Raw genomic sequence first — 21190 nt, 5'->3', positions numbered from 1 at the left:
CCTAACACGGTCGAAAGTAAAGGCTTATTGCATAAATATTTCCGCTGAAAATAACTGCTTACTACTTTCGCGAAGTTTTTGAACCTCGGCAGCTTCAACTCCAGCAGCCGCTAGCTTTTCAATAAGCTCTTCTACAAACATAAGCTTTTCTTTACCTTTCGTATCAATCATCATGTCCTTAAGCTCGACCTTCACAAATTTTACGTTGGCCTTCTCAAGAATTTCGATTGCATATGGGTGATTTTTATAATCCTCAGCATAATAAATGGCTTTAATACCGCTTTGGATAATTGCTTTTGTACAATGGACACACGGAAAATGAGTGACATAAATTTCTGCCCCTTCCGTTTGAACGCCGAACTTGGCACATTGTAAAATTGCATTCATTTCCGCATGAATTGTCCTAATGCAATGATTATCAATCACATAACAGCCATCATCAATACAATGTGTCTGGCCGGACACCGAGCCATTATATCCACCGGCAATAATTCGTTTATCTCGAACAATCGTAGCACCGACGCGCAAGCGGGTGCATGTACTTCGTAAAGCTAATAAATGGCTTTGCGCCATAAAATATTGATCCCAAGAAACGCGATTCACAATTCATTCTCCCTTCACTTCATTACTTTCATTTTAGCTACGAAATTTCATATTCGTCAATCCATTTGCCAATTATCGAATTTTCACCAATTCTTTTAGCTTTTCTAATGTTTTCTCGCCAATTCCCGATACATTGCCAAGGTCATCAACCTTTTTAAAAGGACCGTTCGCTTCACGATAGGAAATGATTTGCTCCGCTTTAGCAGGGCCAATTCCAGGTAAGCTTTGTAGTTGTTCTGATGTAGCACTATTTATATTTACCTTGCCATCATCAGTCTGATTGAATGAAGGGCCTCCTGCTTCAATTGTAGTTTCTTCTCCAATAACAGGAACGTAGAGTACCATTTCATCGACAAGACGTGCTGCTAAGTTTATTTTCGTTTGATCAGCAGTTTCCAAAAATCCCCCCGCAAGTTGAATCGCATCTTGAACCCTACTGTTTTCCTCCAACAGATATACACCAGGTTTTAAAACTGCTCCCTTAATATCGATATAAAGTATTGCTGGCTCACTTTCTTCACTTGCCGTCTGTTCATCAGAGCTTAACTCCTCCGGCATTCCCAATTCTCCGCTTTTAGCGCCCAATGTTCCAAAATCAGCTTGAAGTGCATTGTTAGTTTCAGCCTTCACAAATAAAAATAAACTAATCATGATAAAGAAGCCAACCACAATCATAATCAACTTTTTATTAGTCAATATTTGATTCATTTTTTATCACTCCTAATCATATTTTTTTATTAAAGAACATAGGCATAAGTAGAGTATGGTTTGGGAAAGAGAGGGAAAAACAGTGAATATTGGAATTATGGGGACTGGGAATATGGGCAAAATCCTAATTGAAGCATTCATCAAATCCTCTGCCGTAAGTGAACAAAATTTGTTTATAATGAATCGAACAAAAACAAAAGTTGAGCAAATAAAATGCGAATTTCCTACTATACAAGTCGTTAATAGTCCAGAGGAAATTGTCAAATGTACAGATTACATCTTTTTATGTACAAAACCACTTGATATTTATCAAATATTAAAAGGAATTTCTCCCTTATTAAAAGAAGAACAATGTATTGTTTCAATCACAAGCCCAATAAGTGTAGAACAGTTGGAATCATTAGTGCCGTGTTCAGTTGCCAGGGTCATCCCAAGTATAAATAATCGCGTTTTGTGCGGGACTTCATTACTTTCCTTTGGAGAGCGATGTCCTAGCCATCATAAACAATTCATTGAGAACATCATGACGATGATTTCCACACCTGTCCACATCGAAGAAAATATCACACGAGTTGCCTCTGATATTACAAGCTGTGGGCCAGCATTTTTCACATTTTTATTGCGGCGTTTTATTGATGCAGCTGTAATGGAGACAAATATTTCAGAGGAGCAAGCGACATTATTAGCGAGTAAAATGATTATTGGCTTAGGGCAGCTTATTGAGCAGAAGGTCTATACACTGGAAACATTGCAAGAAAAGGTATGTGTGAAAGGCGGAATCACTGGCGAAGGAATTAAAGTTTTAGAAGAAGAAATCGGAGAAATGTTTAACCACTTATTCCAGCAAACACATGCTAAATTTTATCATGAAAAAGAAAAAATAACGGAGCAATTTTGTATTAAAGATTAATTCGACATTTTTTTATTTTCTCCTGCAAAAAAGCAGAAATTTTTTAAGGCTGACCTTCTTTCCGTTGGTCAGCCTTTGTTTATTTTTTCCTAGCGACAAAAAAGATTCTCTCCGAACTAGGCTTCGGACTCTCCTCTATAAAATCTGCCGAAATCTGCAACAATTCGAAGCCTGCTTTTTCCAACCATATCCTATATTTCTCTATAGGAAATGTCCGCTGCATATGATATTCGTCAAATCGCTCATATAAATCATTATGCTTCACAAAAAAGGTTAATTCATGTTCAACTGAGTAAGCCTCTTCACCACGAAAACAATTCCAAATATAGGAGATTTCTTCGTCATTACTACAATACGTTTGATTGCCGAAAACTTCCTCCATTTTATAAACAGAATGAACATCAAATAATAAAAGTCCACCCGGATGAAGAAGATTGTAAATATTTCGTATCGTTCTTTCGACATCTTCTTCCGTTCTTAAATAGTTTAAAGCATCGCAAAAAACGCCAATAATGTCAAAAGGCTCGAATCCTGCTAATTCACTCATATCTTGCTGATAAAAAGGAATGTTTACACAAGCATCAATAGATTTTGCCTGGGCAATCGCTAACATTTCTTCGGATAAATCAATCCCTGTAACATCATAACCATTTTCTGCTAAAGGAATCGATAATGTCCCTGTACCACAACCAAGATCTAACAACCTTTTGCCGCCATTCCCATAGCTTTCAATATTCTTCATAATAAAATCGAGCCAATTTTCATAAGGTACATCCGTCATTAAATCATCATACAATAACGCAAAATGTTGATAAGACATCATGATCATCTTCTTTAAACAAGTTTTTCTTGAATATTAACACGGGCCGCATCGCCCCACAGCCGCTCTAAATTATAATAAATTCGTTCATCACGATGGAAAATATGGACGATAACATCCCCTAGATCAACAAGCACCCAACGTGCTTCATCAAATCCTTCTAGCCGTTTCACCGGAAGATCACTTTCTTGCGCTTTCTCCTTCACTTCACGGGCAATGGCCTGAACTTGCTTTTCAGAATTGCCGTGGCAAATTAAGAAAAAGTCAGCTACTAATGAAACGCCTCTCATGTCCAAGACGGTGATGTCTTCAGCTCTTTTGTCATCGGCCGCCTTCGCCGCAATATACACAATATCCTTTTCACTCATGCAATCAAAATCCTCCTTAAGATATTTTTTGACATCTTATCAATGTGTTATAAGTTTCTAAAGTGTCTGGATAAACCGCTTCGTTTTTATCCAACAGAAATTTAATCGTATTTTTTAACGCCATAATTACAGCTTGCTCTAAGCTTTCATTGGCAACATGGCGAACCTCTTCTACCCCTTGAAATTTTCTGCCTGGCTCAATATAATCTGCTACGAAAATAATTTTATCTAACGTATTCATATCTTTGTTCCCAGTTGTATGATAGCGAATCGCTTGCAAAATCTCCTCGTCACTAATTCCAGCTTCGATGCGAACTAAATATGCGCCAACAGGTGCATGCCATAACTCATGATGAAATTCCAATAATTTTGGATTCATATTTTGCTTTATAATTATTTTTTCCATTTCAACTTTAGAACGGAATTTAGCATAATCATGGAAGATAGCGGCAAGCTCCGCCTTTTTAACATCTGCACCATATTTTTTAGCTAATTGAATGGCTGTTTCCATCACACCTAGCGTATGTTCATACCGTTTATCAGTCATCTGTTCTTTTACAAGCATCAATGCTTTCGTAGGGTCCATAAAGATTTTTCTCCTCTATATATTGTCTAACACTTTCTGGCAAAAAATATCTTGTATTTTGCTTCGTGCTGAAACGATGGCGTAATTCGGAAGATGACATATCAAACTGGGGAACCTCAACCTTAATGACCTCAAACTTTGGCATAAGTTCATACTTTGGCCTGTTGACAGCAACAAAGCGAACTTCATGTATCAAATCGTCAATACGGTACCAGTTTGGCAAATATTCTACCATATCTGCGCCAATAATAAAGTAAAATTCAATATCAGGGTACTTTTCCTTTAAAATTGTAATCGTATCATATGTATACGATTGACCAGACCGTTCAAATTCGATTGGCTGCAGCTTGAAACAGTCATTATCGATAATTGCCCGCTTTATCATTTCGATGCGATCTTCACCCTTTGACTTAGCCTCTCTCTTATGTGGGGGTATATTCGTTGGCATAAACCACACTTCATGTAATTTTAATGAAGTGAATACCTCCTGTGCAATAATTAAATGTCCATTATGGGGAGGGTCAAATGTACCACCTAAAATCCCCACCTTCTTCATAACACCAATCCTTTCTTACATATTAAGGGAGACTAATTTGTTTATTTTCAACCGACTCTTTATAAAGGACAATTATATTTCCGATAATTTGCACAAGTTCTGCCTTTGTGCCGTCAACTAAGCTTTCAGCTACTTCACCGCGGTCAAATTCACAGTTTTGCAAAACGCTAACTTTTATTAATTCACGGGCCTCCAACGCTTCTCCAATTTGTTTCACCATATTTTCATTGACTCCGCTTTTGCCAACTTGAAAAATTGGATTTAAATGGTGGGCTTTCGAACGTAAAAACCGCTTCTGTTTTCCTGTTAACATCTTTTTAAATTCCTCCCAGTCGCCTCATGACTATTTGTTCCATTTTATTAAAATTTGGTTTTTGCTTTGTCCACAGTTCAAATGCTAAAGCCCCTTGACCGACAAACATGCCAACCCCATTTTGCGTAATTGCCCCTAAACTTTTTCCTATTTTCAGCCACTTTGTTTCAAGTGGATTATAAATAATATCACTCAAAATTGTTCCATGCTTCATATTTGTTAATTGTAATGGGACCTCATCAACGCGCGGGCTCATCCCAACTGAAGTTGTGTTGATGATGATATCATACGTTGCTAATCTTTCCTCAGCTTCAGTGAGCGAAAGGGGATTAGAAGCAATTGAATAAGGGTTTGCATTGATTAGTCGCTCAGCCTTTTCTGTTGTTCGATTGGCAATATCAATGGCCCCCGCTCCCATCCGTGCTAGTGTAACATAAATACCTCTTGCAGCTCCACCTGCCCCGATGATTAGTATTTTTTTATGTAAAAAATCTGCACCAGCAATTTGTTCAAGTGATACAGCGAAACCCTTACCATCTGTATTATAGCCGACTAGTTTTCCACCCTTTGCTACAACAGTATTGACAGCACCAATTTGTGCGGCTTCCTCGTCAATTTCATCTAGATACTTCATCACTTCAACTTTATGTGGAATTGTCACATTAAAGCCTGCTATTCCGAGTGACCGTATCCCTTTAACGGCGTCTTCTAAATCATTTGGTAGAACATCAAAGGCCTGATAATAACAATCAAGTCCAAGTTCAGCAAATTGGGCATTATGCATAAGCGGTGACATAGAGTGGCCGACAGGGTGGCCAAGTAATCCAAATAATTTCCCCATCTCTTTCCCCCATTTCTTTCTAAGCTTAAATAAGCGATGGTCTAATCGTTACACCAACACCCTTCGGAACGTGAGCGACCACCTTCACTCCCGCTTCATTGCATGTAATCCAACCTAAACCATGAAAAACAACATCAGTCTTCGCCTCGCGAATCATAAATTCCTGTTTCACTAATGGCGGCAGTTCATTCGCTTCCTCAGCGTATGGCGGATAGAGCAATTCACCTAAATGATTTTTATAAAGCTCATCAGCTTTTTCCAATTTTGTACGATGAATATTCAGCTCATTTGAAACATAGCAAGTAAACGACTTTCTCCCACCAGAAATATAGTCAAACCTTGCCAAGCCGCCTATAAACAATGTTTGTTCTTCATTTAATTGGAAAACCCGCGGTTTAATTTCTTTTCGTGGCGAAATAATTTTTAATCCTTTTTCGTTAACAAAATGGGCCATTTGATGATGATTAATAATACCTGGTGTATCAAATAAAAATTTGCCGTCATCCAATGGAATATCAATCAAATCCAATGTTGTTCCTGGAAATTGTGATGTTGTAATCACATCCTCGACCCCACTAAATTCTTTAATAATTTTATTAATAAAGGTGGATTTTCCGACATTTGTACAGCCGACAACATATACATCTTTACCTTCGCGGTGAACATCAATCGCAGCCGCAAGCTCCTTAACCCCGATGCCTTTTGCTGCACTAATTAAATAAACATCCGCTGGTTTTAATCCAAGTTGTTTCGCCGAATACTTCATCCAATGAATCAGCTTTGATGTTTTCACTGACTTAGGTAATAAATCAACTTTGTTCCCTACTAACAACACATTATTATTGCCGACAAAACGATGTAAGCCTGGCAGCCAACTGCCATTGAAATCAAAAATATCAACAAGTTTAACAACTAATGCGTCTGAATTGCCAATGCCATTCAAAATTTTTAAAAAATCATCATCTGTTAATGAAACATCTTGAATTTCATTATAATGCTTTAATCTAAAACAGCGCTGACAAATTAATACTTCACGCTCTAATGCGGAAGGGGGGGCATAGCCTATTTCCGCTTTGTTTTCTGTTTGAACCTTAACACCGCAGCCTTGACAATGTAACTCTTGATTTCCCAATCCTATTCCTCCCAATAAACCATACCTTTTCGTTTCATAATGTTTAAAATCGAACGCTCAATCCTTCGATTAATCCTCGTAAAGAAGCCATCTGACTGTGCAACGGGGACGACTAATATCGTATGCAGCCCTGAGCGGTTCCCTCCTAATACATCTGTCAACAGTTGGTCACCAATGACAACAACTTCTTCTTTTTTTAGATTCATATCTTTCACAGCCTTGCGAAATGCCCGGCCCATCGGCTTTCTAGCTTCATATATATACTGAATACCTAATGGCTTTGAAAACAGCTTTACTCTTTCTTGATTATTATTAGAAACAATCGTAATGACAATCCCACTGTCTTTCATTTTTTGAAACCACTCGATTAGTTTCGGAGTGGCTTCTGGACGATCCCACTCCACAAGCGTATTGTCCAGATCAGTAATAATGCCTTTAATGCCTTTTTCATGTAATGCAATTGGTTCTATATCAAAAATACTCTTTACATGCTCATTTGGTAAAAACAAGTCTAGCAAAATAAACACCTCAACTATAGTTATATGCTTCCTATTTCCTTTTCTAATAATAGCCAAAGTTCGACAACGTTTCAAAACTTTATTTAAAATAAAAAAATTTTTCGACAAAATTTTATAAATTTCCCATATGTGGATAACTTTATACACATTATTAAAGGTTGATATAACTGGAATTATTTACATTATAAACACAATACCCACAAGTTATCCACTTTTATCTGTGGATATAAGAACGATTGTTCTAAAAAAGAAAACATGGTAATGTATAGACACAGGGAGAAAATATTAATTATATGCTTCTAAAAAAGAAAAAATGACAAAAAGAAAAAATGTTTAATTTGTAGGAGGTGAATGGCCAGCACCCCTGGCTAAGAAAAATGAGAACATTATCAGATGATTTATTATTGGAGTCATTCTACAAGGCCATTGAACTGAACTTAAGTCCAGATTTTATTCATCTTATCGAAAAAGAAATTGAACGCCGTTCATTAAACATCAAGATTAAAAAAACATCCTAATTGAAACATCCTGTCCCAAAAATGGACAGGATGTTTTTTTTACAAAAATACTGTTAAATATCTAAAGTAAATGTACACATGGGCCATTGCCAAGGCAATTAAAGTTAAAGGTGCACCGATTTTTAAGAAATCTAAATAACTGAAACCATTTCCTTCTCGTGCTGCCATCCCAGCCACAATAACATTGGCAGAGGCGCCAATTAATGTACCATTTCCCCCTAAACAAGCACCAAGGGATAATGACCACCATAATGCATCTATTTCTGGCGCGTCTACTGGTAACCCCATGCCAACAGCCATATCTTGAATTAACGGAATCATTGTCGCCACAAATGGGATATTATCAATCGTTGCCGACGCGATACCTGACACCCACAAAACTAAAATCGCTGCTGTTGGAATATGACCGCCTGTTAAATCCAAGGCTTGTTCTGCTAAGCTTTTAATAATTCCAACGTCTACTAGACCACCTACTAATGTAAAAAGACCAGCAAAGAAGAAGATTGTAACCCATTCAACACTATGGAACACCTCTTCTAAATCATGCTCTTTCACACCAATTAACATTAATAGAGTTGCCCCACCAATGGCTACAACTGCCGCTTCCATGTGAAGGACAGAATGAAAGGCGAACCCTAAAATTGTCAGTCCAAGAACAAATAACGATTTTTTCATCAACACAGGGTTCTTTATATACTCATCTTCATTCAAGCTCATTAACTTTTGTTTTTGTGACTCTTCTACCTTTAATTGTTTTCGGTATATAAAATAGATTAGCACTAAAGTAACAAATATGATTACAACGACTATCGGGGTTAAGTTAAGTAGAAACTGATTAAACGTTAAATGTTTCACTGCGTTGCCAATCATAATATTTGGCGGGTCCCCGATCAATGTTGCTGTTCCGCCAATATTTGAAAATAACACTTCAGAAATTAAAAAAGGAACAGGAGGCACACCTAACAACCGTGTAATTGAAAATGTAACAGGGACAATTAAAAGAACGGTTGTTACATTATCCAAAAAGGCAGAGGCTACCGCTGTTAATAATGATAAAATAATTAATATTTTGATTGGATCACCTTTGGCAAATTTCGCCGATTTTAAGGCAGCATATTGAAATACCCCTGTCGTACTTGTAATTCCAACTAGAATCATCATTCCGATTAATAATGTAATTGTGCCCCATTCGATATGATGTGTAAACGCTACTTCTAAATCTACTATTTTAAAGGCAACCATTAAAAAGGCTCCTAGTAATGCAACAACAGCTCTATTTATCTTTTCTGAAATAATAAATGCATATGTAACAAGAAAAATAATAACTGCTAAATAAATTTGAAAATTTGAAACCTCTTGTGCAACTGAATGCTCCACTTTTCCAGCCCCTTACTTATTATCTTTATTTATCTTTTTAACATTATTTCCAATTACGTCTAATTTCCCTCCATCTTTAGGACATTTAAGGGTGGATGGGTCTATATCCAAATCTTGAATAAATACATCAAAATGACAGTCCTTGCATTTTAACTGCATCATTCGATCAATTAAAATCTTGGAAGGTGTTCCTACTTTTGTTGTATCGATTACCTCGATATGATAGCGTGGGTCCGAATTATCCTCGGCAATCATTTTCCCTTCAATCTCATCCCTCGTTCTCCAGCCACGGTCAATTAAATGCGAATCCAGCTCTGAAAGAGACGCTTCGTCAATTTCTCTTTTAGCCAGTTTCATTAGCTGTTCAGGACTCAACGTTTCGAATTCAAAATCTTCCCCCAGCCTTTTCCAAAAGCTTCTTAACTGATTTTCAGTTACAACAAATTCAACTATTTTATTAATAAGTACATTTTTCACGCCATTACCCTCCTCTATTACATTTAGTCAAAAGATATTCTACCATATTTATTTTTTATTATTTAATGAAAACCCCTATTTTTTGTCCCATTTTAACAAATTGTCCTTTTAAATGCTCATTGGCTTTAATACTTTCCTTTTCAAATAAGAGAACAACCGTGGAGCCAAAAGAAAAATAACCAATTTCTTCTCCTTTTGTAAGCAAATCATTCTTATGTGTTAACGTAATGCTATTAATAAACAACGCTCCTACTTTTGCAAGCGCAACACTTTTACCTTCGCATTCTATTTCCGATATTTTTCGGTAATTTTTTGCTAGTGGTGCCTTCCCATATTTCAAGCCCCATTTGTTAACAGGGTAAGATTTTCCACCTAATTCCCATTGCGAAATTACCTTACCAGCTACCGGACTATGAATGCGGTGGTAATCTTTTGGGCTTAAATAAATAATCATATAAATACCGCCATCATACTTTGCAAAAGCTAGATTATTTCCAAACATCTCTTTAATAGAGAATACTTGTCCTTTCACATAAATATTCTTCTGAGTGGATATCTCCCCAACATCTTCGACATAACCATCGACAGGACTAATCACACTGCTTGGGTCATCATCAATCGGTCTGGCATCGTTTTTAAGCGCCCTCGTAAAAAAATCATGGAGGCTCTCATATTCTTTTATATCTTTCCCATATTCTTGCTCATTTATTTTAAATGTCTTTGCAAAAGAAGGAATTACATGCCTGCTTATTTTCGAAGTTGTATACGTGCGAATAATCTTTGATAAATAAAGATTGTTTGTTAAATCTATTAAGAATCGATAAAAATACTTAAGCACTGCGAACGCCCCTCCTAATCATTTAAATTGTACATTGTCCAATTAAACTTAGATACAATAATCTGCTGATGGAATCTTCCTTCCTATTGTAACGTATATATATTGAAATGGTTAAGAAACTGGATTGTTTTTTAAAGGAGTTGTTTTCAGAATGTTTTTAGCACAGTATATTGATCATACAATTAAAAAAATAAAGTCACAAGCAGCAAACATTTTGACCATATTGAACTTGGGCTTTGGTGTATGTTCACTGCTTGCAATAGTCCAAGGTCAATTCCAACTTGGACTATTATTAATTTTTATTGCCTCCCTTTCTGATCGGTTTGATGGATTAGTTGCTAGGAAGCTTCATATTGAATCCGAATTCGGTAAGCAGCTTGATTCGATGTGTGATATTGTTTCCTTTGGTATTGCTCCCGCTTTATTAACGTACTTACATGTTCTTCATGAATTTGGGGCCGCTGGCATATTGTTTACTCTCATTTATATTGCATGTGGCGCTATTCGTTTAGCTAAATTTAATATTACCGAAAACAATGGTTATTTTACAGGTTTACCAATCACAGTTGCGGGTATTGTCTTAACATTTTCGACACTCGGAATATCTATTTTTCCTAGTTATGTTTTTATGTATTTTACGATTGGCTTAGCTTTACTAATGGTCAGTTCGTTTAAATTAAAGAAAATGTAAAGCAGAAAAAAGGGGATTGCTCCCCTTTTTTAGCTTCTTTTTTTCCGTTCGTTTCGATAAAATTCATGGAATAGTTTCATAAGTGCACGCTTTTCAATTCGGGAGACATAGCTTCTTGAAATTCCTAAATCTTTCGCAATTTCCCGCTGTGTTTTTTCCTTCTGCAAATCCAACCCAAACCGGCCAACGATGACTTCCTTTTCCCGCTCATCTAATATATGAATATATTCATTAATTTTCTCTAATTCCATCAATAACTGAATTGTGTCGACGACATCCTCATTTTCGGATTTCAAAATATCTATAAGACTAATTTCATTCCCTTCCTTATCTTGACCAATCGGATCGTGCAAGGAAACATCCTTTTTCGTCTTTTTCAAAGCACGGAGATGCATCAGTATCTCGTTTTCTATACAACGAGCAGCGTATGTTGCCAGCTTTGTTCCTTTGCTATATGAGTAGCTTTCAATGGCTTTTATTAAGCCGATCGTCCCGATTGAAATCAAATCTTCAGAATCTTCGCCTGTATTCTCAAACTTTTTTACTATGTGGGCGACAAGTCGCAAATTATGTTCAATCAGTCGATTCCTCGCATCACTATCACCTTGTTCCATCAATAATAAATACTTTCGTTCTTCTTGTTCAGATAATGGCTGTGGAAACGCATTATTTTTCACATAGGAGACAAGAAAAAACAATTCTTTGATGAAATAACTCATCGCTGCAAATAAAGACGACACATAATCACCTCCATATAGATAGTAGGTAACCGCCTATTACCATTCCTATGCTATTGAAGGATTTTGTGTGCCTGTCTACTTAGTGAACTGTCAAATTTTCAACTTGATGATCGTGAATTTTGTTTTTTTCTTCTTCTACATGAACCTTGATATTGTACGTTCCCTGCTCGTTAAAAATTTCTTTCGCTGAATATTCACCAGCTTTGTCTTCAGTTGCATCAATAAATTGATGCTTGTCCTGCCCATCCTTCCACACTTCAAATCTGACCCTCGCACCTTTTAATGGTGATTTCTTATAAGTAATATGCACCTTTAATTGTGCTTCCTCATTCACTTTTATTTCCTCATCACCCATAAAATGAATTAATAAATCAGTGCCATGATGATGGTGGTCAGCAACAGCAGTTTCTTGCTTTGGCTGGACATTTTTTTGTCCTTGTAAGTCAACAACATTAAATTCCCTCTGCGGCATCGTGTGCATATCTCTGGCAGTTACATGCGTAATGACATTATATGTGCCTGTCTCAGCAAATGAGTGCTTAATGGAATAAATACCATCGCCTTGATGTTCAGCTTTTATTTTCTCATGGATTTCTTCCCCATTTTTCCACAATTCAAACTCTACATCCGAAGCATCGTCAACTTTTTCATCACCTTGCGTAACAGTTGCTTCAAATGTGACTTCATGACTCACTTCGATTGGGCTTGGGTAAATCGCAACATCAACAGAAATTGGCTTAATATCTTCAGTGCCTGCCTTAGTCTTTTCCTTGTTTACGTTATTTTCATTTACATTTGAACATCCCGTTATTGCTAACATCATTACAAAAAAAACAGCTAAATATCTTATCATGTCAAATCCTCCTAGATGCTACTATTTTAACTATTTAAAAATGTGAAGTTTTGATTAACTTTAATCAAATTGTAAATCGTAATGATTTTGACTTGCAAATCGTAATAATTACGATATAATTACAAAGTGATAGAAAGGGGGACGAAAAAATGAGAAGAAATTTTATTCGCATTTTGCTCTTAATTTTAGTAATGAGCACTTTTATGATTGGTTGTAGTCAAAATAAAACTGAAACAGAGCAAAAAAAAGAACAAACTGAAAGTAAACTTAAAATATATACAACTTTATTTCCAATTGAAGATTTTGCAAAAAAAATTGGCGGCTCGCATGTTGACGTTAATAGCATTATTCCCCTAGGAACAAATGCCCATACTTATGAGCCAACAACGAAAACGATGATTGGAATTGCCAAAGGGGATGCCTTTATTTTTAGCAATAAAAGTATGGAACCTTATGCAGTAAAAATTGCTGATGCTCTGAAAAATGAAAATGTAAAAATTGTTGATGCATCAAAAGGGATTGAAATGATTGCAGCTGGCGAGGAATCTGCAGGCAATCACAATGAATCACACGGGACAGAAACTGGACATGAAGAGGGACACGACCATGGTGATGTTGACCCACATATATGGTTAGACCCGATTCTTTCAGTTTCCATTGCCAAAAATATAACAGCAAGTTTAGTAGAATTAAAGCCGGAGGCTGCTGAGGAATTTGAAGCCAATTTTAATAAATTAAGATTGCAATTAGAAGAATTAGATGGCCGCTTTACAGAGCTTGTAAAAGGAAAAACGGCACCCAAAATATTGGTTTCACATGCTGGATTTGGTTATTGGCAAAATCGATATGGTATCAAACAAATTTCAATTACTGGTCTGTCATCAACGAACGAACCGTCACAACAGGGGCTACAGCATATTATTGATTTAGCTAAAGAAAACAATATAAAGTATATTATTTTTGAACAAAACATAACACCGAAAGTAGCCGAGATTATTAAAAATGAAATTCATGCAGAATCCTTACGCATTCATAATCTTTCCGTATTAACCGAGGATGATATAAAAAATAATGAAGATTATTTTAGCTTAATGAACAAAAATATCGAAACATTAAAAATCGCATTGGAATAGAAATAATTATTAGGCTAATTAACATTTTTTAGTTTAATTGTGTATATTGAGAATCAAGTTCACTTATAATAAGGAACGTAGGCAGTTATTTTGTTTTTTCAGTATATCTCCTTTCTCAAATGGTTATCTTATTTATTGTAGCAAGATTATCATATGAAGGGAGATGTTAAACAATGGCACAAGATGTGTTATGTGAAGTAAATAACTGTACGTACTGGGCACAAGGAAATAAATGCTCCGCTGATTCAATTTATGTAGTAAGTCAACATGGCAATGCAGCCACTTCACAGCAAGAAACAGATTGTAAAACATTCGAACCACAAATGTAAAAAAGAAAACCCGGGATTACACTCATCCTGGGTTTTCTTTGTATAATAATTTACATTTATTCAACTGCTTTTCCTAAAAACGCTTTAAGCATCCAAACATGTTTTTCTAGACTGCCGTGGATTGCAAGCAACATGTCACCGGTAATGTCATCATTTTGCTCTTCAGCCAATGACATTCCTTCTTTTAACTCACTAACAACCTTCGAAAAATCATTGACTAATACTTGAACCATTTGTTCAGCAGACTCATTGCCACTTGCTTCTTCAATTGATGACATTTCTAAGCAGCCTTTCATCGTTGCTACAGGTTCTCCACCGATTGTGAGCAACCGTTCTGCTAATTCATCAATATGGAGGTTTGCTTCATTGTAAAACTCTTCAAATTTCATATGCAATGTGAAAAAATGTCCCCCTTTAACATACCAATGGTAGTTATGGAGTTTAACATAAAGTACAGTCCAGTTTGCAATTTGTTTGTTTAAAACTTCAGTAAGCTGCGACATTTTTAACATCTCCTTTTTTTGTTTACAATGTTATGTTCCCCCACTGATGTCTAATTTAACACTACCACATTCTATTTATTTGATACAAATGATAACATTTCGCTAGCGATTCTATTGCCAATATAGATTACGATTGATAAATTTAATAATAGTTTAGGGGGAAGGAAGGCTATTTTCATGCTTACACAATTTAGTAAAAGAACTCGATTTTTGTTTGCTTTATTATTTTTTTTAACAATTGGAAGTGGATGTTCAGAACAGACAGCAAATCAAATGGAAGCAATCGTTACAAATGTCGTTGATGGGGATACGTTAGACATATCTTTTCATAATAAAGAAGAGCGAGTTCGTTTGCTATTAGTAGACACACCGGAGACAAAGCATCCAAGTAAACCCGTACAGCCGTTTGGTCCAGAAGCTTCGCAATTTGCGAAGGATGCGTTAGAAGGCAAAGAAGTAACGATTGAATTAGATGTATCTGATCGTGACAAATATGGGCGCTTACTTGCCTATGTATGGATTGACGGGAAAATGTTCAACGAAATGCTGCTTGAAAAAGGGTTAGCGCGTGTCGCTTATGTTTATGCTCCAAATACGAAATATGTTGATGAATTTTATGAAATTCAGAAAAGGGCCCAAAAAGAAGGAATCGGAATTTGGAGTATTGAGAATTATGCCCAAGAAGATGGATTTAGAACAGAAAAAAAGAATCCAGTGAAGGGCGACGAAGATGCAATCTCACAAGCAAATCCTGATTGTCTCATTAAAGGCAACATCAATTCCAAAGGTGAGAAGATTTATCATACCCCTTATTCACGTTCCTACAAGCAAACGAAACCGGAAAGATGGTTTTGCACGGAAAAAGAAGCAGAGGCTGCTGGGTTTCGTGCACCAAAAAACTGAAGATAAAGGCTGTCCAAAACAATTGGACAGTCCCTTCATTTCTTACAAATATCGTGTTTTTCTATTAATTTTAATTTTCATTCTCAAATTCAGTGATAATATTCAATATTAATGTAGCAGAGTGCAGCGCTGCTTTTTCTAAAAATTTATCAAAGGATGTATTGGAATCCTTTCCAGCTATATCAGATAGCGCTCGGATAACGACAAACGGCACATTGAATAAATGACATACTTGTGCAATCGCCGCTGCTTCCATCTCAACCGCATACAAATCAGTGAATTTGCGGCGAACAAATTCTACTCGTTCAGGGTCATGCATAAAGGAGTCGCCTGTTACGATTAATCCTTTCGCAACTTTAATATCGGTAATTCCTTCAGCGGCTTTTTCCGCCTTTTTAATTAACTGTTGATCAGGTGCAAATCCTGGCGGCATCTTTGGCACTTGTCCATATTCATACCCAAAGGCAGTTACATCAACATCATGATGTCTTACGTCAGTAGAGATTACAATATCACCAACGTCTAAGTCAAGATGATAGCCCCCTGCTGATCCCGTATTTAAAACGTAATCTGGTTTGAAATGATCTAACAATAATGCTGTTCCTACAGCGGCATTTACTTTCCCAATTCCCGACTTTAATAAAACAACATCAACATTGCCTATTTGTCCAAGCGAAAATTCACTTTTAGCAATTGTCATATCTTCTCTGTTCTCAATTTTCTCTTTTAAAATAGCAACTTCCTCATCCATTGCCCCAATAATGCCAATTTTCATAGTAAGGTTAAGCCCCCTTGATGTAAATATCCAAATTAATTATTAGTTTCGTCCCCTATATTATCACTTGTTGCGTTTGTTGTTGGTTGATGGTCATTGCCTTCGATTTGCTCAACTTTAACAGGTTTCCAGCCTGCGTTGTCAACCCATTCAAGTTGGACGCGGTAGTAGCTTGCTTTATCCTTTGTACTAACTGTTGAAACAGCTTTATTAGGGGCACCACCATTCCCCATCCACCAAACAATCATATTATTATCCGCTAATCCTGTTGCAGAACTAACAGCTTTGGTCATTTCCTGCCAATCCTGTGAACCCTTCGTAAAATCGGTAACATGTTCACCTTGCTGCTCTGTTCCTACTGCTTCCCAATTTTTTTCAATTGTACCGATAACTTGTGATTCATTGACCTTTCCACTATTTGAACGCACTTGATCTGCTTCTTCATCAATAACAGCAGGGCGATCGGAATTATTTTTGTTTATTCCACCTGCATTAGAAGAATGATCTTGTGATGCTGCTTCGTCTTCAAGTGATTCTTGATTGTCAGAAGACTCCTCTTTCTCGGAACCATTGATGGTATCTTCATCGTCATCTACAGGCTTGGTTGCTTCCATTGTTTCCTCTGGTGAACCATTTGCTTCTTCCTTACTAGTTGAAAAAAAAGAAACAATCCCAATTATAATAAAAAAACCTATAATCGCCATAATACTAGAAATGATAAGTCTAATTTTCCTCTTTCTTGCTTTGTTTTGAAAACGTGGACCTTCATATAAATCATCGAAATCGTATTTCATACAATGTCCCCCACTTTAATTTCTAAATGTAGTCTACCTCGTATTCTACCATTTATTTGTATAGCCTAAAAGCAAATTCATTCGTTTCTATTTAATTGATAAATATTTTTCACCATTGCCTCAACGATATCACTAGTTTTCGCATCTTTTTCTTTTACATCTAAGTCCACAACTACGAGCGCATATTTTGGTTGCTCAACTGGAAAGTAGGCGGCAAACCATTTGTTCACTAAGCCATTCCGCCCTGTTTCAGCTGTACCCGTTTTTCCGGCTACTTTATATGGCAACGTTTTAAAACGTTCACCTGTTCCTTCTTCAACTACTCCTTGAAGAAGCTTCTGCAGATTCTTTATCGTATAAGTAGATAATGGGCTCCCCTTTAGTTGTTGTTGTGGAAATGAAAACAATGTTGTGCCATTTTTATATTGGACCTCTGATGCAGCCCGCACCTGCATTTTTTCCCCACCACGTGCGATCGTAGCCATCATATTGGCAACCGAGAGCGGACTTACGCGTACATCCTTTTGCCCAATCGCTGTTTGGTTTATCGCCTTTTTTACATGCTTATCGTTGGCATCGCTCCAAATACGACCAACTTTTTCTTCAGGTAATTGCAAAAAATTCTCATAGTGAAAAACTTCACCATGCCAGCCAATACGGCTTAGCAAGCCTAGTTTCTCAGCGTATAGCTCGATGTAATTAGGATTCTCCGTGATGATTTCTTCCGCTAATTTTGCAAATGTATAATTACAGCTTTTCGCAAAGCTTTCTTCAAAATTTAGCAAACCTAATTTTCGCGCGTCCTCACCATCACCATAAAGATTATAATCACAATTAAACATTCTCCCGCGCACTTTTACATTATTCTCTAATGCCGCAGCCGCTGTAACGATTTTAAAAACAGAGCCGGGTATTTGCGGCTCAATCATTTCATTTACCCCACCTCTATCTGCCAATGGGTTTTTAACGTTCATTACCGGTCGACTAACCATTGCTAGAATATCGCTTGTCTCAACATCTATTACGATTAAACCTCCTTTTTCTAAGCCTAAATCATCAACAGACCGTTCAGCTACTATTTGCAATGGTTTATGTAATGTCGTTTTAATTGCCGTCGGATAAAACGGATTTGCAGGTGCCGTGTATTTTACCTCAAGTCCAAATAATGGCCCTCCTAATTGATCAACATGATAAAGAAGCTTAGATTCACCTTCAGGCAGCAAAAATTCGTCAAATGCCTTTTGTAGCCCTGTGATGCCAATTTCCGTATGAGGCGAAATAAGGCCACTTTTCAACTTTTCATTATACCTTTTTTCTAAAATCTCTTTATTTTGGCGAGCGATTCCGAGTAAATGCTCTGCCAATACTTGATTCGTGTTTACCTGCTGGTATAACGCAAACACACCTGGAATTTTTAACTCATTTATTTGTTGCTGCTGTTTTTCTGTAAGCTTGACTGGGTCTTTTCCACCAAAAGCAAAAGGGGTTTTTGCACTTTGGACAGCTGTCAACAGTTCTTGTTCTGAAATCCCAGTAATGTTAGCGATTTTTTCAACGGGCCACTTCATTCCTTTTAAAAATGGAAATAGCACTACGCTTGGATAATAATCGTTTGTAATCGCCTCGCCGTTTCTATCGATAAACCGACCGCGGCCATCATCTAAAACAATCGCTTGCGTCCTTTGCTTAATGCTCGCTTCAATTAAATTGATATGATGCTTTGAAAAAGATTCTGTTTGAATAAGTTGAACTTGAACAAGCCGCCCAATGAGACTTAATAAAATAATCATAATGGTGGCAATAAGAAATAGCGCTCTTTTTTTTATTTTCATAAAAAACACCTCATCATCATTTTTGACGAGGTGTTTGCTATTAAAACATGAAAGCGCATTTATTTTATTTTACATCTTTAATGCGAACTTTTATTTCACCGCCAGGTGTTTGGACAACAACTTCTTCACCAATTTGGCGTCCTAAAAGACTCACTGCCATTGGAGAATCATTTGAAATCTTACCTTCAAACGGATCAGCTTCCGCACTTCCGACAATCGTGTATTCTTCTTCGTCATCTTCGCTACCATCCGCCATAATTTCTGCGAATATTACCTTTTTACCTAGGGATACAATATTTGAGTTTTCCTCATCAGCCTCAATAATCACAGCATTACGAATCATCTTTTCAATAGCGGCTATTCTTGATTCAACAAATGCTTGTTCATCCTTTGCGGCATCATATTCAGAGTTCTCTGATAAATCACCAAAACCTCTGGCAATTTTTATGCGTTCAACAACTTCCTTCCTCTTTTCACTCTTTAAATACTCCAATTCCTTATTCAGCTTTTCTTTACCTTCTTCAGTCATATAATAACTTTTTTCTTCTGCCATAACCCTTCGCTCCTTTTATTTCCTTCTTTATGTACATCCGAAAAAGAAAGTATAATTGTATGGAGCCCCCATAACTTCATACAATTATTTTAAATATACTTTTTATATCCTATTACAAATTTTCCATTTCATCAACAATTGTTTGGAATTAAATTTCCTTTCTCATCATGTTGTAGAGAAAAACGGGGCGGTCTACTTTAAATTTGACAATTTGCAATGGATGACGGGCAGCATCTAACTCTATGCCATCTTCATCCCATATTTTTTCAACAATCATTTTAAAATTATCAATTTCTGGACCAAAAAATTCAACTTCATCACCAGGCCTAAAGTGGTTGCGTTGCTGTAATGTTACCATTTTTGTTTCAGGATTATAATCTAACACCATACCAGCAAAATCATAAGTTGTCTTTTTGCTATGATTGCCAAACATCTGCTCTTTAAAGCCTGGAACACCTTCAAAAAAGGCTGGAGCCGTATCACGGTTGGCGCACTTATCAAGCTCTTCCAACCACTCCTGTTTAATTACAAAATTGTCTGGGTCAGCACAATAGGCATCAATAACTTTGCGATAAACGCTGACAACCGTCGCAACATAGTGGATTGATTTCATTCTTCCTTCTATTTTCAAGCTGTCTACTCCAAGCTCAATAATCTTTGGAATTGATGCAATTAGATTTAAATCTTTCGGGCTCATCGCAAACGGAAGATCCTCATCAGCAAATTGCGCTGCTTCCGTTATGGCGCCATTGTTGCTCTCTAATTTGTATAAATCATAATCCCAGCGGCATGATTGGCAGCAGCCTCCTCTGTTAGAATCGCGGGCTGTCATGTGGTTGCTTAACGTACAACGTCCAGAATAAGCGATACACATCGCTCCATGAATAAAAATTTCTACTTCAATATCAACGTTTTCTTTAATTGCTTTTATTTCTTCCGCGCTTGCTTCCCTTGCTAAAACAACGCGTTCCATTCCTTCTTCTTTCCAAAACTGCGCTGCTTTCCAGTTAGAAAGAGATTGCTGTGTGCTTAAATGCGTCTCAAGCTTTGGTGCAACTCGCTTAGCTGTTTCGATAATAAGCGGGTCGGCAACAATAATACCGGCAACACCGGCTTTTTCCACACCTTTTAAATATTCTTCTAGCCCGGGAATATTTTCATTATGGGCAATGATATTTGTCGTCACATAAATTTTCGCCCCGTATTTCTTGGCAAATTCTACGCCCTCTGCCATTTCCTCAATCGAAAAATTATCGGCATTGGAACGTAACCCGTACTCTTGACCACCTATAAAAACAGCATCTGCGCCGTAATGTACTGCAATTTTTAACTTTTCTAAATTGCCGGCCGGCGCAAGGAGCTCTGGTTTTTTCACAATTACACGCTTGCCATCGATGATTTCAGATATTTTATCAGCTATAGCTGCCACTTTGTATCACACCTTTCTTTATGGAACATGTGGATAGTTTGCATGTTCCATTATTATATATTTCTTGGACACTAGAACTGTACCCTAGTG

At 36.8% G+C, this 21190-nt stretch carries 27 protein-coding genes; 6 read left to right on the top strand and 21 right to left on the bottom strand.

Features of this window, described 5'->3' with window-relative positions:
* Window positions 1-24: 24 nt before the first annotated feature.
* A complete protein-coding gene (locus tag GX497_06915) occupies window positions 25-603 on the bottom strand; it encodes a ComE operon protein 2 (GenBank protein HHY72945.1) in 579 nt (192 codons plus the stop codon).
* Window positions 604-675: 72 nt separating this feature from the next.
* Window positions 676-1311: a hypothetical protein gene (locus tag GX497_06910; protein HHY72944.1), complete on the bottom strand. Its 636-nt coding sequence runs from the start codon at window positions 1309-1311 to the stop codon at window positions 676-678.
* An 82-nt stretch (window positions 1312-1393) separates the two neighbouring features.
* Between GX497_06910 and GX497_06905 the strand changes: the two genes are divergently transcribed.
* Entirely contained in the window at window positions 1394-2221 is an 828-nt protein-coding gene (locus GX497_06905; GenBank protein HHY72943.1) for a late competence protein ComER, read from the top strand.
* A gap of 79 nt (window positions 2222-2300) precedes the next feature.
* Here the strand turns inward: GX497_06905 and GX497_06900 are convergent, their stop codons facing one another.
* Genes GX497_06900 through GX497_06865 form a run of 8 tightly spaced genes read right to left on the bottom strand, consistent with a single transcriptional unit; the run spans window position 2301 to window position 7358 of the window.
* Window positions 2301-3041 carry a class I SAM-dependent methyltransferase gene (locus GX497_06900; protein ID HHY72942.1) on the bottom strand — a complete coding sequence of 247 codons (741 nt, stop codon included), beginning with the start codon at window positions 3039-3041 and terminating at the stop codon, window positions 2301-2303.
* Between the two features lie 14 nt (window positions 3042-3055).
* On the bottom strand, window positions 3056-3409 hold the full coding sequence (gene rsfS, locus GX497_06895; GenBank protein HHY72941.1) for a ribosome silencing factor: 354 nt from the start codon (window positions 3407-3409) through the stop codon (window positions 3056-3058).
* A gap of 16 nt (window positions 3410-3425) precedes the next feature.
* Window positions 3426-3995, bottom strand: a complete 570-nt coding sequence (locus GX497_06890; GenBank protein ID HHY72940.1) for an HD domain-containing protein — start codon at window positions 3993-3995, stop codon at window positions 3426-3428.
* A complete protein-coding gene (locus GX497_06885) occupies window positions 3949-4551 on the bottom strand; it encodes a nicotinate-nucleotide adenylyltransferase (GenBank protein HHY72939.1) in 603 nt (200 codons plus the stop codon). The genes GX497_06890 and GX497_06885 overlap by 47 nt, the downstream gene beginning before the upstream one ends.
* A gap of 22 nt (window positions 4552-4573) precedes the next feature.
* Window positions 4574-4864: a ribosome assembly RNA-binding protein YhbY gene (gene yhbY, locus GX497_06880; GenBank protein ID HHY72938.1), complete on the bottom strand. Its 291-nt coding sequence runs from the start codon at window positions 4862-4864 to the stop codon at window positions 4574-4576.
* A 4-nt stretch (window positions 4865-4868) separates the two neighbouring features.
* Window positions 4869-5705, bottom strand: coding sequence for a shikimate dehydrogenase (locus tag GX497_06875; protein HHY72937.1), 837 nt, complete (start codon window positions 5703-5705; stop codon window positions 4869-4871).
* A 25-nt stretch (window positions 5706-5730) separates the two neighbouring features.
* Entirely contained in the window at window positions 5731-6837 is a 1107-nt protein-coding gene (yqeH, locus tag GX497_06870; protein HHY72936.1) for a ribosome biogenesis GTPase YqeH, read from the bottom strand.
* A gap of 2 nt (window positions 6838-6839) precedes the next feature.
* Window positions 6840-7358 (bottom strand): YqeG family HAD IIIA-type phosphatase, encoded by a 519-nt coding sequence (locus tag GX497_06865; protein HHY72935.1) that lies wholly within the window; start codon window positions 7356-7358, stop codon window positions 6840-6842.
* A gap of 374 nt (window positions 7359-7732) precedes the next feature.
* Here GX497_06865 and GX497_06860 point away from each other — a divergent pair, with 374 nt between their 5' ends.
* Complete coding sequence (locus GX497_06860; protein HHY72934.1) at window positions 7733-7873, top strand: sporulation histidine kinase inhibitor Sda; 141 nt, start codon at window positions 7733-7735, stop codon at window positions 7871-7873.
* 39 nt (window positions 7874-7912) lie between these two features.
* Here GX497_06860 and GX497_06855 read toward each other — a convergent pair whose 3' ends face one another.
* Genes GX497_06855 through GX497_06845 form a run of 3 tightly spaced genes read right to left on the bottom strand, consistent with a single transcriptional unit; the run spans window position 7913 to window position 10565 of the window.
* Window positions 7913-9250 (bottom strand): ArsB/NhaD family transporter, encoded by a 1338-nt coding sequence (locus GX497_06855; protein HHY72933.1) that lies wholly within the window; start codon window positions 9248-9250, stop codon window positions 7913-7915.
* A gap of 12 nt (window positions 9251-9262) precedes the next feature.
* Window positions 9263-9727 carry a hypothetical protein gene (locus GX497_06850; protein HHY72932.1) on the bottom strand — a complete coding sequence of 155 codons (465 nt, stop codon included), beginning with the start codon at window positions 9725-9727 and terminating at the stop codon, window positions 9263-9265.
* Window positions 9728-9785: 58 nt separating this feature from the next.
* On the bottom strand, window positions 9786-10565 hold the full coding sequence (locus tag GX497_06845; GenBank protein HHY72931.1) for a phosphatidylserine decarboxylase: 780 nt from the start codon (window positions 10563-10565) through the stop codon (window positions 9786-9788).
* Window positions 10566-10716: 151 nt separating this feature from the next.
* On the opposite strand from GX497_06845, the gene pssA reads away from it, so the two are divergent.
* A complete protein-coding gene (pssA, locus tag GX497_06840; protein HHY72930.1) occupies window positions 10717-11256 on the top strand; it encodes a CDP-diacylglycerol--serine O-phosphatidyltransferase in 540 nt (179 codons plus the stop codon).
* Window positions 11257-11285: 29 nt separating this feature from the next.
* On the opposite strand, the gene sigK is transcribed toward pssA, so the two are convergent.
* Window positions 11286-11996: an RNA polymerase sporulation sigma factor SigK gene (gene sigK, locus GX497_06835; GenBank protein ID HHY72929.1), complete on the bottom strand. Its 711-nt coding sequence runs from the start codon at window positions 11994-11996 to the stop codon at window positions 11286-11288.
* A gap of 79 nt (window positions 11997-12075) precedes the next feature.
* On the bottom strand, window positions 12076-12849 hold the full coding sequence (locus GX497_06830; GenBank protein ID HHY72928.1) for a FixH family protein: 774 nt from the start codon (window positions 12847-12849) through the stop codon (window positions 12076-12078).
* Between the two features lie 149 nt (window positions 12850-12998).
* Between GX497_06830 and GX497_06825 the strand changes: the two genes are divergently transcribed.
* Both GX497_06825 and GX497_06820 read left to right on the top strand, forming a co-directional pair.
* Window positions 12999-13982 carry a zinc ABC transporter solute-binding protein gene (locus GX497_06825; protein HHY72927.1) on the top strand — a complete coding sequence of 328 codons (984 nt, stop codon included), beginning with the start codon at window positions 12999-13001 and terminating at the stop codon, window positions 13980-13982.
* Between the two features lie 173 nt (window positions 13983-14155).
* Window positions 14156-14311 carry a DUF1540 domain-containing protein gene (locus GX497_06820; protein ID HHY72926.1) on the top strand — a complete coding sequence of 52 codons (156 nt, stop codon included), beginning with the start codon at window positions 14156-14158 and terminating at the stop codon, window positions 14309-14311.
* A 56-nt stretch (window positions 14312-14367) separates the two neighbouring features.
* Here GX497_06820 and GX497_06815 read toward each other — a convergent pair whose 3' ends face one another.
* Complete coding sequence (locus tag GX497_06815; protein ID HHY72925.1) at window positions 14368-14814, bottom strand: DNA starvation/stationary phase protection protein; 447 nt, start codon at window positions 14812-14814, stop codon at window positions 14368-14370.
* 177 nt (window positions 14815-14991) lie between these two features.
* Here GX497_06815 and GX497_06810 point away from each other — a divergent pair, with 177 nt between their 5' ends.
* Window positions 14992-15717: a nuclease gene (locus GX497_06810; GenBank protein ID HHY72924.1), complete on the top strand. Its 726-nt coding sequence runs from the start codon at window positions 14992-14994 to the stop codon at window positions 15715-15717.
* Between the two features lie 70 nt (window positions 15718-15787).
* Here GX497_06810 and mtnN read toward each other — a convergent pair whose 3' ends face one another.
* The 5 genes from mtnN to GX497_06785 form a co-directional block, all read right to left on the bottom strand.
* The gene (gene mtnN / locus GX497_06805) at window positions 15788-16492 is read right to left on the bottom strand and encodes a 5'-methylthioadenosine/S-adenosylhomocysteine nucleosidase (protein ID HHY72923.1); all 705 of its coding nucleotides are present in this window, start codon (window positions 16490-16492) and stop codon (window positions 15788-15790) included.
* 35 nt (window positions 16493-16527) lie between these two features.
* Entirely contained in the window at window positions 16528-17286 is a 759-nt protein-coding gene (locus GX497_06800) for a DUF1510 family protein (protein HHY72922.1), read from the bottom strand.
* Window positions 17287-17363: 77 nt separating this feature from the next.
* Window positions 17364-19118: a penicillin-binding protein 2 gene (locus GX497_06795; protein ID HHY72921.1), complete on the bottom strand. Its 1755-nt coding sequence runs from the start codon at window positions 19116-19118 to the stop codon at window positions 17364-17366.
* Window positions 19119-19182: 64 nt separating this feature from the next.
* Window positions 19183-19671: a transcription elongation factor GreA gene (greA, locus tag GX497_06790; protein HHY72920.1), complete on the bottom strand. Its 489-nt coding sequence runs from the start codon at window positions 19669-19671 to the stop codon at window positions 19183-19185.
* A 148-nt stretch (window positions 19672-19819) separates the two neighbouring features.
* The gene (locus tag GX497_06785; protein ID HHY72919.1) at window positions 19820-21100 is read right to left on the bottom strand and encodes a U32 family peptidase; all 1281 of its coding nucleotides are present in this window, start codon (window positions 21098-21100) and stop codon (window positions 19820-19822) included.
* Window positions 21101-21190 lie beyond the last annotated feature (90 nt).

This window comes from Bacillus sp. (in: firmicutes) (genome assembly GCA_012842745.1).
GTDB lineage: Bacteria > Bacillota > Bacilli > Bacillales > Bacillaceae_J > Schinkia.
The sequence above is the reverse complement of the archived record's forward strand: the minus strand, read 5'-3'. Positions and strand labels throughout refer to the sequence as shown.

Coding starts and splice junctions, on each gene's coding strand:
- GX497_06800 (HHY72922.1), bottom strand. CDS start 17,286: ATGAAATACGATTTCGATGATTTATATGAAGGTCCACGTTTTCAAAAC.
- GX497_06815 (HHY72925.1), bottom strand. CDS start 14,814: ATGTCGCAGCTTACTGAAGTTTTAAACAAACAAATTGCAAACTGGACT.
- greA (HHY72920.1), bottom strand. CDS start 19,671: ATGGCAGAAGAAAAAAGTTATTATATGACTGAAGAAGGTAAAGAAAAG.
- GX497_06795 (HHY72921.1), bottom strand. CDS start 19,118: ATGAAAATAAAAAAAAGAGCGCTATTTCTTATTGCCACCATTATGATT.
- rsfS (HHY72941.1), bottom strand. CDS start 3,409: ATGAGTGAAAAGGATATTGTGTATATTGCGGCGAAGGCGGCCGATGAC.
- yhbY (HHY72938.1), bottom strand. CDS start 4,864: ATGTTAACAGGAAAACAGAAGCGGTTTTTACGTTCGAAAGCCCACCAT.
- GX497_06885 (HHY72939.1), bottom strand. CDS start 4,551: ATGAAGAAGGTGGGGATTTTAGGTGGTACATTTGACCCTCCCCATAAT.
- GX497_06825 (HHY72927.1), top strand. CDS start 12,999: ATGAGAAGAAATTTTATTCGCATTTTGCTCTTAATTTTAGTAATGAGC.
- GX497_06810 (HHY72924.1), top strand. CDS start 14,992: ATGCTTACACAATTTAGTAAAAGAACTCGATTTTTGTTTGCTTTATTA.
- pssA (HHY72930.1), top strand. CDS start 10,717: ATGTTTTTAGCACAGTATATTGATCATACAATTAAAAAAATAAAGTCA.
- GX497_06910 (HHY72944.1), bottom strand. CDS start 1,311: ATGAATCAAATATTGACTAATAAAAAGTTGATTATGATTGTGGTTGGC.
- GX497_06890 (HHY72940.1), bottom strand. CDS start 3,995: ATGGACCCTACGAAAGCATTGATGCTTGTAAAAGAACAGATGACTGAT.
- GX497_06820 (HHY72926.1), top strand. CDS start 14,156: ATGGCACAAGATGTGTTATGTGAAGTAAATAACTGTACGTACTGGGCA.
- GX497_06830 (HHY72928.1), bottom strand. CDS start 12,849: ATGATAAGATATTTAGCTGTTTTTTTTGTAATGATGTTAGCAATAACG.
- mtnN (HHY72923.1), bottom strand. CDS start 16,492: ATGAAAATTGGCATTATTGGGGCAATGGATGAGGAAGTTGCTATTTTA.
- GX497_06875 (HHY72937.1), bottom strand. CDS start 5,705: ATGGGGAAATTATTTGGATTACTTGGCCACCCTGTCGGCCACTCTATG.
- GX497_06900 (HHY72942.1), bottom strand. CDS start 3,041: ATGTCTTATCAACATTTTGCGTTATTGTATGATGATTTAATGACGGAT.
- GX497_06860 (HHY72934.1), top strand. CDS start 7,733: ATGAGAACATTATCAGATGATTTATTATTGGAGTCATTCTACAAGGCC.